Origin of the sequence: Exiguobacterium sp. PFWT01 (assembly GCF_018255795.1) — a bacterium.
In the GTDB taxonomy this organism is placed as follows: Bacteria; Bacillota; Bacilli; order Exiguobacteriales; family Exiguobacteriaceae; genus Exiguobacterium.
The window spans coordinates 397,891-412,560 of sequence record NZ_CP073755.1; the positions used below are offsets into that span (position 1 = coordinate 397,891).

Below are 14,670 nucleotides of genomic sequence, written 5' to 3' on the forward strand. Positions count from 1 at the left end.
GAGGAGTGAAGCAAGATGGGAAAAGTACATGTTTATGACCATCCTTTGATTCAGCACAAAATGACGATTATGCGTAAAGTAGAGACGGGGACGAAACAGTTCCGTGAACTCGTCGACGAAGTTTCTTCACTTATGGCATACGAAATCACGCGCAGCCTACCCCTAACAGACGTAGAAATCGAGACACCGGTCTCTGTTTCCACGCAAAAGATGATTGCCGGTAAGAAATTGGGAATTGTCCCTATTTTACGTGCAGGACTTGGTATGGTGGATGGGTTCCTCAAAATGATGCCGAACGTAAAAGTCGGTCATATCGGTCTTTACCGTGATCCGGAAACGCTTGAGCCACACGAATACTACTTGAAACTTCCGACAGACGTCACAGAACGCGACTTTATCGTCGTTGACCCGATGCTCGCGACTGGTGGTTCTGCTGTTGATGCGATCGCATCACTCAAGAAACACGGAGCGAAGTCAATCAAGTTGGCATGCCTCTGCGCAGCACCAGAAGGCGTAGAACGTGTACAAGCAGAACATCCGGATGTAGAGATTTATCTTGCTGCACTCGATGAAAAATTAAATGACCACGGTTATATCGTTCCTGGACTTGGGGATGCGGGTGACCGTTTGTTTGGTACGAAGTAATGACTTAAAAGCGAGAATCGCCAGTGCGATTTTCGCTTTTTTTTGACGATTGACACGAAAAATATTTATCATTTACAGATGTCACAAAATAGACACAAAACTAGAGCGAGAAGAATGGCGAACGAGAATGGAATATATCTATTCTTTCCTATTTAAATAGAATTCCGCTATTTCGGATATGTAACCAGTGGTGAGGAAGCGATTTTGAACCGGATGAGATTCCTCACAAAAAAATGGGCGAAATCGCTCGACATGGTAAAAACATCCTCGGTATACTGATACAGGACGTTGAAAACGATTTCAAAATGAAGTCAACCGACGTTTCGTAACTCTTTGTGAACGTAAGCGTTTACCGATTGAATTTTCCAAAACGTGGGGGTATAACTGAACTATTCTTCATCTGATTCCTTTTGTGAAATGTTATAAAGTCAACATTTTTATTTCAACGTTTCTTCACACTTTCTTTAAAAAGTGCCTCGATCGTTTAGTTTATGAAGTGCGTAAAACTATTGATACGACTTGATTTAAAGCGCTTTTATAATTGTGAAATTCATTGACTTCTTATGCCATTTCTATTACTCTGAACTTGTGTGACTTTTGATGGTCACGCGAGTGTGAATTCGTGAAAGATAAGGGAGTACGTGAGACTCGAAAGGGGGATTTGGATGGCGAAAAAAGACAATCGTTATCTATCCTATGCCTCACTCGCTTCACAAATCTCGACAGCACTTGCTGGACCGATCGTCATCGGTTATCTCGTCGGACAGTACGGCGAAAGACGTGAATTTTGGGGCACGTTTGGTTGGAATGTGTCGATTATCCTTGGACTCGTGTTCGGGGTTACGGCGCTAGTTCTCACCCTTCGGAGTTTATTGACAGGAGAGGACGAATGAATACGATTCAAGCAGACAGAAAAGCACAAAAAGAGTTGATGAAGCGTTATACGAAATGGTTTACCGTCTGGTTTGCAATTTTGTTAGTTGGCGCCTTCATCGTCCCGATGTACAAAGCCGTTTTTCTCGGATTGTTCATCGGTGGGGTCGGAAGTCTCATCATTCTACATATGCAGAATCGAAGTGTCATACGCATGTATGACGTCATCGAGCATGGACGACGACCAAAGTCGCACGGGACCGTTTCAAGAATGGCGGTCGGTGCGTTAGCAGTGATAGTCGGTCTTCTCTACGAGGATCGAGTGTCCGTCATCGCGGTGGTAACTGGTCTAATCGCCGGCCACATCATACAATTTGGCGAGTTTACACTTGCCCAGCTCAGCAGGAAAAGAGGTGAATATTAATGGGTCATGAGTTTCCCACATATTCTCTGCACTTTGGGGACTATACGTTATACGGGAGCTGGACGAACGTCATTACAGTGCTAGTTGCAGCGTTACTCGTCTTCGTATTCGCCATTTGGGGGACAAGACGTTTGGCAATGAAGCCGACTGGCAAACAAAACTTCATGGAATTCTTCGCGGAGTTCGTACGTGGAATCATCGCAAGTGCGATGGACTGGAAGACAGGAGGACGCTTTATTGGATTTGGGATGACGTTGATTTTGTTCATTCTCTTCTCAAACTTGATGGGTCTACCGTTTAACGTCATTTCCGGACACTATTTGTGGTTCAACTCACCGACGGCCGATCCTTACGTAACCTTGGCGTTGTCGACACTCGTCGTTGCAATGTCGCACTATTACGGGGTGAAGCTACACGGGTTCAAGCACTATTCAGCGGAATTCGTAAAACCAGTCTGGTTCTTGCTTCCGATCAAATTGATCGAGGAGTTTGCGAACACGTTGACGCTCGGTTTGCGTCTATACGGTAACATCTTTGCCGGTGAAATCATGATTACCATCATCTTGGGACTCGCGATTACAGCCGAAGGCGCACTCAACCCGCTCGGTGCAATCTTTGCGGTCTTCCCAATGATTCTATGGCAAGGTTTCTCAATCTTTATCGGGGTTATCCAATCCTACATTTTCCTGACGCTTGCAATGGTGTACATCGGGCACAAAGCTTCGGCCGAACATTGATTCGGACATCTCGCCAAAGCGTTACAAACAAATTATTTACTTAACTTTTAGGAGGAATATACACAATGGAACAACTTAATCTTCTCGCAACAGCACTTGTTATCGGACTTGGAGCACTCGCAGCTGGTATCGGTAACGGTTTGATCGTATACGGAACAGTACAAGGACAAGCACGTCAACCAGAACTCAAAAACGAACTTCGTCAAACAATGTTCATCGGTATCGGTTTGGTTGAGGCCCTCCCGATCATCGGTGTGGCTGTCGGTTTCCTTCTCCTCAACTCTTGATTCCGAGTTAACGAGAATAGCATGAGAGGGAGCACGTCTCCCTCACTTATTTAGTCAAGAGGAGGGTATGCATGGATACGATGATGATTGCAGCTGGTGCTGGCGGCGAAGGCCTCCGCATTCTGGATATGATCTTTACAATTTTCACATTCCTCGTACTCTTGGCCCTGTTGAAGAAATTTGCTTGGGGACCACTCCTTGGAATGATGAGACAGCGTGAAGAGTATGTAGCGAACGAAATTGAACTCGCTGAAAAGAGCCGCAAAGATGCGGAACATTATGTCGTTGAACAACGTGACGCACTCAGTGCAGCACGTACTGAGTCAAAAGAAATGCTCGACGCAAGCCGTCGACAAGCAGAAGCAGAACAAGCACGCTTGGTGGAGCAGGCGCGTTTGGAAGCCGAACAAATTAAAATCGAGGCAGAGAAAGCGATTGAGCGTGAGCGTGAGCTTGCGAAACAATCTCTTCAAACGGAAGTCGTCACACAGGCGCTTTCGGCAGCACGCCACGTCCTTCAATCAGACCTTAAAGGCGATGAAGCGAAACAACGTGCCCTCGTCACAGACTTCCTGTCTAAAGCGAAAGGTGCGAACTGATGAACGCATCACTAGCAAAACGCTATGCCAAAGCGCTCTTCGACTTAGCGCGGGAACAAGGCACGCTCGACCAAGTCGAAGCGGAAGTGCGTCTGCTCGATGAAGTGCTCCACGCGACTCCTGAGCTCATGGATCTCTTAACGAATCCGGCAGTCAGTGACAGCGAGCTTGCACAGCTTTTAAAAGACAGCTTTGGTGATATGACGGCGATTGTCGTGAACACACTTCTCGTCATGGTCGAAAACGACCGTGCGGCAGAGGTTCGCGCATTGCCACGTTACGTCCGCGAATTGATCAACGACTACCGTGGGATTGCAGAGGGTATTGTCACAAGCGCCTACCCGTTGTCGGCAACAGACTTGAAAGACGTCGAACTCGTCTTCGGACAGAAGCTCGGGAAGACGCTCCAATTGAAGAACGTCGTCGATGAAGAAGTCATCGGTGGACTCCGTGTCCAAGTCGGATACACGACGTACGATGATACGATCGAAACGAAACTTACACGCCTTGAGCGTGAATTGTTGAATGCGTAAGAAATAGGGGTGAATTCAATGACAATCAAAGCTGAAGAAATCAGCGCCCTGCTAAAAGAACGAATCGCTTCGTACGGTTCTGAAATCGAAGTCAGCGAGACAGGTACAGTCATTCAAGTAGGTGACGGTATCGCTCGTGCACACGGACTCGATAACGTTATGGCGGGGGAACTCGTAGAGTTCTCTAACGGCGTAATGGGCTTGGCGCAAAACTTAGAAGAAGGTAACGTCGGGATTATCATCCTTGGCGATTACAAAGGTATTAAAGAAGGCGACTCTGTCAAACGTACAGGTCGCATCATGGAAGTTCCAGTTGGTGAGGCACTCCTCGGACGTGTCGTCAACCCACTCGGACAACCAATCGATGGTCTTGGACCAATCGTAACTGACACGTATAACCCGATTGAGCGTAAAGCTTACGGCGTTATGGCACGTAAATCGGTTCACGAACCACTTCAAACAGGAATTAAGGCGATTGACGCCCTCGTTCCAATCGGTCGTGGTCAGCGTGAGCTCATCATCGGTGACCGTCAGACAGGTAAAACATCTGTTGCCATCGATACGATTATCAACCAAAAAGAAGAGAACATGATTTGTATCTACGTTGCTATCGGTCAGAAAGAATCGACTGTACGTGGCGTAGTAGAGACGCTTCGTCAAAACGGAGCGCTCGACTATACAATCGTCGTTTCGGCATCGGCATCACAGCCGGCACCACTTCTTTACCTCGCACCATTCGCAGGGGTATCGATGGGTGAGTACTTCATGGATCGCGGACAACACGTCCTCGTCGTTTATGATGACCTTTCGAAACAAGCGGCAGCTTACCGTGAGCTCTCGCTCCTTCTCCGTCGTCCTCCAGGCCGCGAAGCCTACCCAGGGGATGTCTTCTACCTCCACTCACGCCTTCTTGAGCGTGCAGCGAAGTTGAACGACGAACTCGGCGGTGGTTCATTGACAGCACTTCCGTTCATCGAGACACAAGCATCGGATATCTCAGCATATATCCCGACAAACGTTATCTCGATCACAGACGGTCAGATCTTCCTTCAGTCGGACCTCTTCTTCTCTGGGGTACGCCCAGCGATCAACGCAGGTCTCTCGGTATCGCGTGTTGGTGGTTCGGCACAGGTGAAAGCGATGAAGAAAGTTGCTGGTACACTTCGTCTTGACCTCGCGTCTTACCGTGAGCTCGAAGCGTTCGCTCAGTTCGGATCAGATCTCGACAAAGCGACACAATCGAAGTTGAACCGTGGTCAGCGTACGGTTGAAGTCTTGAAACAAGACTTGAACGCACCGCTTTCTGTAGACAAGCAAGTTATCATCATCTACGCACTCACGAAAGGTCATCTCGATGACATCCCAGTCACAGACATCCGTCGTTTCGAAACAGAAATGAACGCATGGCTCGACCAAAACCGTAAAGACCTCTGCCGTGAAATCCGTCAGACAGGAAACCTTCCTTCAGACGAGGCAATGGTCGACGCAATTACGGAATTCAAAAAGACGTTCTCGCCATCGGTTTAATCCGGTGACGAGCGTCTATTAAGGTGGTGAATCGAAATGGCATCATTACGTGAGATCCAGATGCGGATCACCTCGACCCAAAGCACGAAGCAAATCACGAAAGCGATGAACATGGTGTCGGCATCGAAGTTGAACCGGGCCCAAGGGAACAACGCCAACTTCAAGCCGTACATGGACAAGTTGCAAGAAGTCATCTCGTCGATCGCCGGTGGTACATCAGGCGCGACACACCCGATGCTTCAAGTACGTCCCGTCAAACGGACTGGTTATATCGTCATCACGTCAGACCGCGGACTCGCAGGTGGATACAACGCCAGCGTCTTGCGTGACGTGTACCGTGAACTCAAAGACAAGCACACATCAACAGATGAGTATCGTCTTTACGTAATCGGGAAAGTCGGTGTCCAGTTCTTCAAGTCACGCAACATTCCGGTGTATAGCGCGATGACAGGGCTAAACGACCAACCAACTTTTGTTGAAGTCGCAGAAATCGTCAAACAGACGGTAGGTGCCTTCAGCGAGGGCGAGATTGATGAATTGAAGCTTTGCTACAACTCGTTCATCTCGGTCATCAGCCAAGAAGTGAAGATTCAACAATTGCTCCCGCTCGGGGATATCGAACAGTCCGCATCCAATGTGATGTATGAATACGAACCAGAAGAAGAAACGATCTTAGCGGCGCTCCTCCCACGTTATGCGGAAGGACTCATCTACGGCGCATTGCTCGATGCGAAAGTGTCAGAGCACGCAGCCCGGATGACGGCGATGTCGAGTGCGACAGACAATGCGGATGAACTCATTCGCGGACTCAAACTCAAATTCAACCGCGCGCGTCAAGCAGCGATCACACAAGAAATCACAGAGATTGTCGGAGGTGCGTCGGCGCTTGAGTAAGCGCACGCCCTCTAGATTGTAGGAGGCTAACACGATGAACGAATACGGCATGAAAGGCCGCGTAGTCGCAGTCATGGGCCCAGTTATCGACGTAAAGTTCGACAACCACTTACCGAACATCTACAACGCTCTCAAAGTCACACACGTGGCAGCGACAGCGGACGATGTTAGTGTCGACTTGACGCTCGAAGTAGCTGTTCACCTTGGTGACGACACGGTCCGTACGATTGCGATGGACTCAACTGACGGCGTTCGCCGCGGTATGGAAGTACTTGACTTAGGATCACCGATTTCGGTACCAGTTGGAGAAGCGACACTTGGACGTGTCTTCAACGTTCTCGGTAACCCGATCGATGATAAAGAAGTGGCAGCTGACGTGCTTCGTGCACCGATTCACCGTCAAGCGCCAACATTTGACGAATTGTCAACGAAAGTTGAAATCCTTGAAACAGGGATTAAAGTCGTCGACCTTCTCGCACCATACATCAAAGGTGGTAAAATCGGCCTCTTCGGTGGTGCCGGTGTAGGGAAAACCGTCCTCATCCAGGAACTCATCAACAACATCGCGCAAGAGCACAGCGGGATTTCTGTATTCGCAGGAGTCGGTGAGCGTACGCGTGAAGGGAATGACTTGTTCCACGAGATGACGGACTCAGGCGTTATCAAGCAAACAGCGATGGTCTTCGGTCAGATGAACGAACCACCTGGTGCACGTCTCCGTGTTGCCTTGACTGGTTTGACAATGGCAGAGTACTTCCGTGACGAGCAAGGACAAGACGTTCTTCTCTTCGTTGATAACATCTTCCGTTTCACACAAGCAGGTTCTGAGGTTTCAGCCCTTCTCGGACGTATGCCATCGGCGGTAGGTTACCAGCCGACACTTGCGACTGAAATGGGTATGCTTCAAGAGCGAATCACATCGACTGCAAAAGGATCGGTAACTTCGATTCAAGCGGTTTATGTACCAGCCGATGACTACACGGACCCGGCTCCGGCAACAACGTTCGCCCACCTTGATGCAACAACAAACCTTGAGCGTCGTCTTTCGGAGATGGGGATTTACCCAGCCGTTGACCCGCTCGCATCGACTTCACGTGCCCTCTCTCCTGAAATCGTAGGGAAAGAGCACTATGAGGTTGCACGTAACGTTCAACAGACGCTTCAGCGTTACAAAGAACTTCAAGACATCATCGCTATCCTCGGGATGGACGAGTTGTCTGAAGACGACAAACTCACGGTTCACCGTGCACGTCGTATTCAGTTCTTCTTATCACAAAACTTCCACGTGGCTGAGCAGTTCACGGGCCAAAAAGGTTCGTACGTGCCAGTCAAAGAGACAGTACGCGGCTTCAAAGAGATCCTCGAAGGTAAACACGACGATCTTCCTGAAGATGCATTCCGTCTCGTCGGTCCAATCGAAGACGTCATCGAAAAAGCGAAGACGTTGGTCTAAGACCTACGCGGAAGGGGGAAACTAGACGATGAATACTGTTCACGTCAACGTCGTCACCCCGGATGGTGCAGCCTTTGAAGGAGACGCACGAATGGTCATCGCCAAATCGGTCACTGGTGAGCTTGGTATTTTACCGAAGCACATCCCGATGGTGACGCCACTCGACGTCTCAGTCCTCAAGCTGCGCCACGAAGATGGTGGACGCACGCTGATCGCAATCAGCGGCGGTTTCATGGAAGTTCGTCCCGACACGGTGACGATCTTAGCTGAAACAGCCGAAATGGCGGATAAGATTGACTATGACCGCGCTTCTGCGGCGAAAGTTCGTGCCGAGCGTCGTCTTCAAGACACGAAACTCTCGGAACTCGAATTCCGTCGTGCAGAACTTGCGCTCAAAAAAGCGATCAACCGCTTAAGCATTCGCGATATGAAAGAATAAGAATGACTCTCACACGAAAGTGTGGGAGTTTTTTTGTTGCTTTCGGAAAATATGAGTCTTTTGTCGTGCTTCTAAATGCCGGGACTAGTAAAAAATATATGGGAGAAGACCGATAATAAAGGTGGGAACTACCGTAAAGGAGATTAGGGAATGAAAGTTTACGTTGCGCGACAACCAATTTTTGACCAACAATTACGCGTTTGCGGCTACGAATTGTTATATCGCCGCAGCGAAAATAATATTTTTGAGAATGTAGATGATTCGTTAGCAACGGCTGACGTCATTCATAACGCTTACCTTGTGTTCAATTTTCGGGAATTGACAGAAGGGACGCGTGCGTTCATCAACTTCCCTCAGACGTTGATTGAAGGGGAAGTGCCTTCGTTGCTACCACGTCAATCGCTCGTCGTCGAAGTGCTCGAACATGTCGAACCGACGGAAAAGGTATTACAGTCTCTCCGCTCGTTGAGACGTCAAGGTTATACAATTGCATTGGATGATTTCGTATTTGAAGAGAAGTATCGCCCATTGATTGGACTCGCCGACATCATCAAAATCGACTATCAAGCGACCCCGGTAGACCAGCAGCAAAAATTGATTGATGCGCTCGGACACCGAATCGAATTTTTGGCGGAAAAAATCGAGACACCCGCAGAGTACGAGATTGCGAAACGACTCGGATATAAGATGTTCCAAGGATACTTCTTTAGTCGTCCCATCGTGGAGCACGGGGCCGAAGTCCATCCGTTGCGTCACACGCTCATTGAAATGTTAAAAGAACTCGATCGTCCGGAACCGAGCTTCCGACGGATTTCAGCGCAAATTGAGCGAAGTGTCGACTTATCCTATAAGATGCTCCGTACGGTCAATACGGTGTATCAAAAAGGTCGACATACCATTCAATCCATCGAGCAAGCCGTCGCACGAATCGGACTAGATGAGTTGAAACGATGGTCGTATTTGATGCTCTTACGGGAGATGCAGACCTCTGAATCGAAAGAACTGATCAAACAGAGTGTCATCCGCGGAAAAATGATGGAGTTGATTGCGGAGGATACATTGACAGATGTATTACCGTTTGATGCATTCATTACAGGGATCTTCTCATCACTCGACGTCATTCTCGATGAGGCGATGCAAACGTTGATTGCAGAGCTTCCGGTGGCGCCTCCTGTTAAGGCAGCGTTACTCGGTGAACAGAATGGTTTGCGAAAGTTGTTAGAGGATGTGATTGCCTACGAACAGTTGACGATTCCACTCCATAACACAGATTCGGATTGGTCTCAATATTACGTCGAAGCGATTCGATGGTCTCGTAGCCTTGACGAATCGATTGAATAATGTTTGAAATATGTGAGGGGCGTCAATTACTGTAGTAAGGCCTTACTGCTGATGACGTCCCTTTTGGTGTGCTTGTAGAGAAAGTGAGTTGATCGAATGGTTCAAACCGCTCGAAGCTTAAGACCCTAAGTCTTTTTTTCTCTAACATGTCATGATATGATTGAAAATGGTACGAATTTTAGAAAAGAGGGGAATCGTCGATGGTCAATACCGTATTTTCGCTAGCGATTTATATCATAGCGATCTACGTTGCTTGGTGGGCACTCTTACCCGTCAAATGGGACAAGGTGCTCAATCAAGTGAGGAGTCCGCAAGCTGCTGTCTTGCGCGTCCTCGTAGCGGTTGTCTTCGGTTCGCTGATTGCCCAGTTCTTTTTGGAGTATATTCGACTGGCGCAGGCGCTCGCACCTATACAGTAGTCGCAGAATATTTAACAAACTGTAATCCTGCTGTAACGACTCCTATATGATTATCATGTAGGATAAATTCGTCTGACATGATGTTTTTTTCATTCAATTTGCACTTATTTATTATTCAGATTGATTAATGAATGAAAAATCATCACGTTTTGCAAACCATTCAAATAATCGACATCATCACATCCGGATTCGGATATCGACGCACTATATAAAAAAACAATGAAGTTGGAGGACAAAGAGAGATATGAAGGATTTGATTGTAGTCCGTGGAGGACGTAAACTGTCAGGTACTGTGCGCGTTGAGGGAGCAAAAAACGCCGTACTCAAAACATTGGTTGCCACTCTATTAGCTAGCGAAGGAAAGTCAATCTTACAAAACGTACCACGTCTTGCTGACGTGTACACGATTAACAAAGTACTTCGTCACCTCGGTGCAGAGGTATCGTTCAATGAAGAAAAGAATGAAGTAACTGTCGATGCGTCGGGCGACATCAAAGATGAAGCACCGCTTGAGTACGTGCGGAAGATGCGTGCTTCAATCCTCGTCATGGGACCTCTTCTTGCCCGTCTCGGTCACGCTCGTGTAGCAATGCCGGGCGGATGCTCAATCGGCTCACGTCCGATTGACCTCCACTTAAAAGGATTCGAAGCGATGGGTGCGAAAACGGTCATCGGAAACGGATTCGTAGAAGCTTCTGTAAAAGGCCGTCTCCAAGGCGCTAAAATCTACTTGGACTTCCCATCTGTTGGTGCGACAGAGAACATCATGATGGCAGCTGTGCTTGCAGAGGGTACGACTATCATCGAGAACGTTGCAAAAGAACCTGAGATCGTCGACCTTGCGAACTTCTTAAACGGAATGGGCGCACACGTTCGCGGTGCAGGTACAGAAACAATCCGCATCGAAGGTGTAGAAACACTTCGCGGTGCAGAACACTCGATTATTCCAGACCGCATCGAAGCAGGCACGTTCCTCGTTGCTGGTGCGATCACAGGTAGTGACATCGAAGTCATCGGTGCAGAACGTGAGCACCTTCGTCCATTGATTTCAAAAATGGAAGAGATGGGTGTCCACTTCGAGGATACGGCAGAAGGCATGCGTGTCACGGCACCAGACGAATTGAAGCCGGTTGATGTGAAGACGATGCCACACCCAGGATTCCCGACAGACATGCAGTCACAAATGATGGCACTCGTCTTGAAAGCGGGCGGCACTTCTGTCATCACGGAAACGGTGTTTGAGAATCGCTTCATGCACGTCGAAGAGTTCCGCCGTATGAACGCAGACATTAAGATTGAAGGACGTTCGGCAATCGTCAAAGGTGGCGTACGCCTTCAAGGAGCGGAAGTTGTCGCAACGGACCTTCGTGCCGGAGCAGCACTTATTCTAGCAGGTCTCATCGCGGAAGAAGAAACACGCGTTGGAGATTTATATCATATCGACCGTGGATACGTTGATTTCCACAAGAAACTTCAAGCACTCGGTGCTGACATCGAACGTATTGAAGGAACTGTCGAAGTTGCTGAAGAAATGGTTCAGAACTAAGAAACGAGCACGAATGAGAGGGCGAGGAGAGACTCTTCTCGCTCTTTTCAATGAAGAATCGAACGGAGGAACCTATACATCATGTTTTCAAAAGATATCGGGATTGATTTAGGGACAGCAAACGTTGTCATTCACGTCAAAGGGAAAGGAATCGTCTTAGACGAGCCTTCAGTCGTTGCGATAAAGCGCTCTACAGGAAAAGTACTAGCAGTCGGTTCAGAAGCGTATGAGATGGTTGGTCGTACACCTGGTGATATCGTGGCGATCCGTCCTCTCCGTGACGGAGTCATCGCCGATTTCGCCACAACAGAAGAAATGCTCCGTCACTTCATCGAGAAAATTCAAGTCCGAGGCTTCTTCGGGGGAATTCGCATGCTGATTTGTACACCTGCGAACGTCACGCCGGTTGAAGCAAAAGCCATTCGTGAAGCTGCTGAGAAAGCTGGCGCGAAGGAAGTTTTCCTCGCCGTCGAACCAAAAGCTGCGGCAGTCGGTTCAGGCATGGATATTTGGAAGCCGGTCGGTCACATGATCATCGATATCGGTGGTGGGACGACCGACGTCGCCATTTTATCAATGGGAGACATCGTCTGCGGTGAGACCATCAAGATTGCAGGGGATCGCTTCGATACGGACATCCTTCGTGCCATCAAAGAGAAGCACAAGCTGATCATCGGAGAACGTACGGCTGAACAAATCAAGAAAGAAATCGCGACGGTTTTCCCAGGAGGACGTAACGAATCGATGGATATTCGCGGACGTGACATGGTACGTGGATTGCCACGTACGGTTACTATCACGTCAGAAGAACTTCGTGAAGCGATGGCTGAATCAGCTAATGAAATCGTCGAAGCAGCGAAACGTGTCCTTGAACAGACACCGCCAGAACTTGCGGCGGATATCATCGACCGCGGAATTATCATGACAGGTGGGGGGTCACTCCTTCACGGTCTTGATCAACTTGTCGCAGAACGTGTCATGTTGCCGGTCATGATGGCCGAGGAGCCGACACTCAGTGTCGCGCACGGAACGGGGATCATGCTCGAGAACTTAGATCGATTAAAGTAAACAGATAAGCGACCGCGCGAGCGGTCGCTTGTTTTTGTATATTCAACTCGACACCTCAGAGAGAAGTGCCAACACGTTGTCTTCAGAGTCTTTAAAGAAACTCATCCATGTTTCTGTCGTCCCCATTTTTGCTACACAGTGTGGTTCGTCAATGAAAGTCACCCCTACATTTTTCAACTGTACATAAGCGTCATCGATGGATGCGACACTCAAATAGAGGATTGGACTTGATTTTACAAATACATCATTCTCAGGAGGGGACAACATGAGGCGTACGCCCCCACAGTCGAAGAACGCGAGCAATCCTGCTTGAAAGAGAAAGGGTACCTCAAGCGTGTCTCGATAGAATTGAACGGCACGGTCTAACTCTTTGACAGGGATGTAGATTTGTTTGATTTGTTGAATGAGGCTCATGGGATTCATCCTTTCAATATGTATTTGAAACAGGAAGGGGTAACTCTGATTCAAGTTGACGTTGGAGACGGTTGGTAAGTCCTGTTGGGTGAGACATTAAGCCGATAGAAATATGTAATGGGAATAGGGTATGTAAGTCGCTAGGATAATATGAGCCATCTCGAGGTAACGTATGATTGACAATCCGAGAGACTCCTGAGGAATGGTCAATGTGTAAGACGATTGGAGCAGATATTCCGGTCCCTCGCTCAAGTTGTTGATGGTTAGGATAATATTCTTGTAGAAGCACCCATACATACACTTCCTGTCGAGTCGTACTCGTCCCGAGGATTTGATAGCTGGCATAAACATCCCCACCGAAATTAGGAGACATGACTTGAGTTGTCAAGTAGCGCTCCAACACGTTCTGATTGACGTCGACGGATTGGGTAAGCGTGACAAATGATTCATCCGTCAAGGCAGCATAGAGCAAAGCACTCAATATCCATGTACAAAATGTCGTTATGATCAACTTTTTCAAGTAAACGCCTCCCAATACCGATGTGATGAATCATATATGTCCATCATATCTAAAGAGGATATGAATATATAGGTCATTCGTGGGAAAAATTGTATATAATAGAATCATTAATCAATGAGAGGGGAATCATGATGGCACCGATTCACTAATGAACTGAACAGAATAATCAAATAGAATCGGAGGACATCATGAACAAACCACTTACACTCATTACTGGCGTCAGTCGCAATCAAGGCATCGGTGCTGCGATTGCGCGAAAACTTGCTTCTGAAGGACATGACTTGTACTTGACGCACTGGAGTCCGTTTGACGCTAAAGAAGGAATCGGGGAAGAAATTGGCTTCATCGAACGATTGGTTCAAGAACTGACTGAAGAAGGGACCCGTGTCGAGCATGAGGCATACGATTTGGCTTCAGGAGACGAGGTCGGATTACTTGATCGAATGGAAGCTAAACTCGGTATACCGAGCAGGCTAATCCATAACGCGACCTATGAGCGACCTGTCAACGTTGAGAACTTTACAACCGACGTATTGAGAAAACATTACCTGGTGAATAACGAAGGGACACTCGGACTCACCTTTGCGTTTATTGAGCGCTATAAACAAGCGGGACATCAAGATGGGCGAATCCTGTTCTTCGTATCGGGGGGACCGGATGCGAATAACCTGGCCTACATCGCAACGAAAGGTGCATTGATTGCCATCACACCTGCGTTGGCGAACGGATTAGGAGAATACGGCATTTCGGTGAATGCTCTCGATCCGGGACCGACGGATACGGGTTGGATCAATGACGAACTTCGCGAACACTTGCTACCATTATTTCCTTATAAGCGAATGGGGACACCTGAAGATACGGCTCGCTTCGTCGCTTTCTTGATGGGCCCAGACGGCGCATGGGTGAATGGCCAACATCTTCACGTTGACGGAGGGTTTACTGGGCGCTAAT

Annotated in this window: 18 protein-coding genes; 16 read left to right on the forward strand and 2 right to left on the reverse strand. The window is 48.1% G+C overall.

Going from position 1 to position 14,670, the window contains the following annotated elements; translation table 11 throughout:
• Positions 1 to 15 precede the first annotated feature (15 nt).
• The 15 genes from upp to KD909_RS02305 all read left to right on the forward strand — a co-directional run bounded on the left by upp (position 16) and on the right by KD909_RS02305 (position 12,785).
• Positions 16 to 645: a uracil phosphoribosyltransferase gene (gene upp / locus KD909_RS02235; RefSeq protein ID WP_012727364.1), complete on the forward strand. Its 630-nt coding sequence runs from the start codon at positions 16 to 18 to the stop codon at positions 643 to 645.
• A gap of 665 nt (positions 646 to 1,310) precedes the next feature.
• Complete coding sequence (locus tag KD909_RS02240) at positions 1,311 to 1,538, forward strand: hypothetical protein (RefSeq protein WP_012727363.1); 228 nt, start codon at positions 1,311 to 1,313, stop codon at positions 1,536 to 1,538.
• Positions 1,535 to 1,942, forward strand: a complete 408-nt coding sequence (locus KD909_RS02245) for an ATP synthase subunit I (protein ID WP_012727362.1) — start codon at positions 1,535 to 1,537, stop codon at positions 1,940 to 1,942. The genes KD909_RS02240 and KD909_RS02245 overlap by 4 nt, the downstream gene beginning before the upstream one ends.
• On the forward strand, positions 1,942 to 2,679 hold the full coding sequence (gene atpB, locus KD909_RS02250; protein WP_012727361.1) for a F0F1 ATP synthase subunit A: 738 nt from the start codon (positions 1,942 to 1,944) through the stop codon (positions 2,677 to 2,679). Before KD909_RS02245 ends, atpB begins: the two co-directional genes overlap by 1 nt.
• A gap of 65 nt (positions 2,680 to 2,744) precedes the next feature.
• Complete coding sequence (gene atpE / locus KD909_RS02255) at positions 2,745 to 2,966, forward strand: F0F1 ATP synthase subunit C (protein ID WP_012727360.1); 222 nt, start codon at positions 2,745 to 2,747, stop codon at positions 2,964 to 2,966.
• A 71-nt stretch (positions 2,967 to 3,037) separates the two neighbouring features.
• On the forward strand, positions 3,038 to 3,565 hold the full coding sequence (gene atpF, locus KD909_RS02260; RefSeq protein WP_012727359.1) for a F0F1 ATP synthase subunit B: 528 nt from the start codon (positions 3,038 to 3,040) through the stop codon (positions 3,563 to 3,565).
• Positions 3,565 to 4,098 (forward strand): F0F1 ATP synthase subunit delta, encoded by a 534-nt coding sequence (locus KD909_RS02265; RefSeq protein WP_012727358.1) that lies wholly within the window; start codon positions 3,565 to 3,567, stop codon positions 4,096 to 4,098. The genes atpF and KD909_RS02265 overlap by 1 nt, the downstream gene beginning before the upstream one ends.
• A gap of 18 nt (positions 4,099 to 4,116) precedes the next feature.
• Positions 4,117 to 5,625, forward strand: a complete 1,509-nt coding sequence (gene atpA / locus KD909_RS02270; RefSeq protein ID WP_012727357.1) for a F0F1 ATP synthase subunit alpha — start codon at positions 4,117 to 4,119, stop codon at positions 5,623 to 5,625.
• 36 nt (positions 5,626 to 5,661) lie between these two features.
• The gene (gene atpG, locus KD909_RS02275; RefSeq protein WP_012727356.1) at positions 5,662 to 6,519 is read left to right on the forward strand and encodes an ATP synthase F1 subunit gamma; all 858 of its coding nucleotides are present in this window, start codon (positions 5,662 to 5,664) and stop codon (positions 6,517 to 6,519) included.
• Between the two features lie 34 nt (positions 6,520 to 6,553).
• Positions 6,554 to 7,972 (forward strand): F0F1 ATP synthase subunit beta, encoded by a 1,419-nt coding sequence (gene atpD, locus KD909_RS02280; protein WP_012727355.1) that lies wholly within the window; start codon positions 6,554 to 6,556, stop codon positions 7,970 to 7,972.
• Between the two features lie 28 nt (positions 7,973 to 8,000).
• Complete coding sequence (locus KD909_RS02285; protein WP_012727354.1) at positions 8,001 to 8,411, forward strand: F0F1 ATP synthase subunit epsilon; 411 nt, start codon at positions 8,001 to 8,003, stop codon at positions 8,409 to 8,411.
• Positions 8,412 to 8,561: 150 nt separating this feature from the next.
• Positions 8,562 to 9,752 (forward strand): EAL and HDOD domain-containing protein, encoded by a 1,191-nt coding sequence (locus KD909_RS02290; RefSeq protein ID WP_211782236.1) that lies wholly within the window; start codon positions 8,562 to 8,564, stop codon positions 9,750 to 9,752.
• 200 nt (positions 9,753 to 9,952) lie between these two features.
• Positions 9,953 to 10,171, forward strand: a complete 219-nt coding sequence (locus tag KD909_RS02295) for a DUF1146 family protein (RefSeq protein WP_012727352.1) — start codon at positions 9,953 to 9,955, stop codon at positions 10,169 to 10,171.
• A gap of 244 nt (positions 10,172 to 10,415) precedes the next feature.
• Positions 10,416 to 11,717, forward strand: coding sequence for a UDP-N-acetylglucosamine 1-carboxyvinyltransferase (murA, locus tag KD909_RS02300; RefSeq protein ID WP_211782237.1), 1,302 nt, complete (start codon positions 10,416 to 10,418; stop codon positions 11,715 to 11,717).
• Positions 11,718 to 11,798: 81 nt separating this feature from the next.
• The gene (locus tag KD909_RS02305; RefSeq protein WP_074035738.1) at positions 11,799 to 12,785 is read left to right on the forward strand and encodes a rod shape-determining protein; all 987 of its coding nucleotides are present in this window, start codon (positions 11,799 to 11,801) and stop codon (positions 12,783 to 12,785) included.
• A gap of 42 nt (positions 12,786 to 12,827) precedes the next feature.
• Here the strand turns inward: KD909_RS02305 and KD909_RS02310 are convergent, their stop codons facing one another.
• Together KD909_RS02310 and KD909_RS02315 are read right to left on the reverse strand one after the other, a co-directional pair.
• The gene (locus tag KD909_RS02310; protein WP_211782238.1) at positions 12,828 to 13,199 is read right to left on the reverse strand and encodes a VOC family protein; all 372 of its coding nucleotides are present in this window, start codon (positions 13,197 to 13,199) and stop codon (positions 12,828 to 12,830) included.
• A 13-nt stretch (positions 13,200 to 13,212) separates the two neighbouring features.
• The gene (locus tag KD909_RS02315; RefSeq protein ID WP_159562968.1) at positions 13,213 to 13,719 is read right to left on the reverse strand and encodes a hypothetical protein; all 507 of its coding nucleotides are present in this window, start codon (positions 13,717 to 13,719) and stop codon (positions 13,213 to 13,215) included.
• A gap of 188 nt (positions 13,720 to 13,907) precedes the next feature.
• On the opposite strand from KD909_RS02315, the gene KD909_RS02320 reads away from it, so the two are divergent.
• Positions 13,908 to 14,669, forward strand: coding sequence for an SDR family oxidoreductase (locus tag KD909_RS02320; RefSeq protein WP_211782239.1), 762 nt, complete (start codon positions 13,908 to 13,910; stop codon positions 14,667 to 14,669).
• Position 14,670: the final 1 nt, after the last annotated feature.

What these genes read in the sequence shown, in the direction of transcription:
- upp (WP_012727364.1), top strand. Translation starts at nt 16, where the DNA reads ATGGGAAAAGTACATGTTTATGACCATCCTTTGATTCAGCACAAAATG.
- KD909_RS02240 (WP_012727363.1), top strand. Translation starts at nt 1,311, where the DNA reads ATGGCGAAAAAAGACAATCGTTATCTATCCTATGCCTCACTCGCTTCA.
- KD909_RS02245 (WP_012727362.1), top strand. Translation starts at nt 1,535, where the DNA reads ATGAATACGATTCAAGCAGACAGAAAAGCACAAAAAGAGTTGATGAAG.
- atpB (WP_012727361.1), top strand. Translation starts at nt 1,942, where the DNA reads ATGGGTCATGAGTTTCCCACATATTCTCTGCACTTTGGGGACTATACG.
- atpE (WP_012727360.1), top strand. Translation starts at nt 2,745, where the DNA reads ATGGAACAACTTAATCTTCTCGCAACAGCACTTGTTATCGGACTTGGA.
- atpF (WP_012727359.1), top strand. Translation starts at nt 3,038, where the DNA reads ATGGATACGATGATGATTGCAGCTGGTGCTGGCGGCGAAGGCCTCCGC.
- KD909_RS02265 (WP_012727358.1), top strand. Translation starts at nt 3,565, where the DNA reads ATGAACGCATCACTAGCAAAACGCTATGCCAAAGCGCTCTTCGACTTA.
- atpA (WP_012727357.1), top strand. Translation starts at nt 4,117, where the DNA reads ATGACAATCAAAGCTGAAGAAATCAGCGCCCTGCTAAAAGAACGAATC.
- atpG (WP_012727356.1), top strand. Translation starts at nt 5,662, where the DNA reads ATGGCATCATTACGTGAGATCCAGATGCGGATCACCTCGACCCAAAGC.
- atpD (WP_012727355.1), top strand. Translation starts at nt 6,554, where the DNA reads ATGAACGAATACGGCATGAAAGGCCGCGTAGTCGCAGTCATGGGCCCA.
- KD909_RS02285 (WP_012727354.1), top strand. Translation starts at nt 8,001, where the DNA reads ATGAATACTGTTCACGTCAACGTCGTCACCCCGGATGGTGCAGCCTTT.
- KD909_RS02290 (WP_211782236.1), top strand. Translation starts at nt 8,562, where the DNA reads ATGAAAGTTTACGTTGCGCGACAACCAATTTTTGACCAACAATTACGC.
- KD909_RS02295 (WP_012727352.1), top strand. Translation starts at nt 9,953, where the DNA reads ATGGTCAATACCGTATTTTCGCTAGCGATTTATATCATAGCGATCTAC.
- murA (WP_211782237.1), top strand. Translation starts at nt 10,416, where the DNA reads ATGAAGGATTTGATTGTAGTCCGTGGAGGACGTAAACTGTCAGGTACT.
- KD909_RS02305 (WP_074035738.1), top strand. Translation starts at nt 11,799, where the DNA reads ATGTTTTCAAAAGATATCGGGATTGATTTAGGGACAGCAAACGTTGTC.
- KD909_RS02310 (WP_211782238.1), bottom strand. Translation starts at nt 13,199, where the DNA reads ATGAGCCTCATTCAACAAATCAAACAAATCTACATCCCTGTCAAAGAG.
- KD909_RS02320 (WP_211782239.1), top strand. Translation starts at nt 13,908, where the DNA reads ATGAACAAACCACTTACACTCATTACTGGCGTCAGTCGCAATCAAGGC.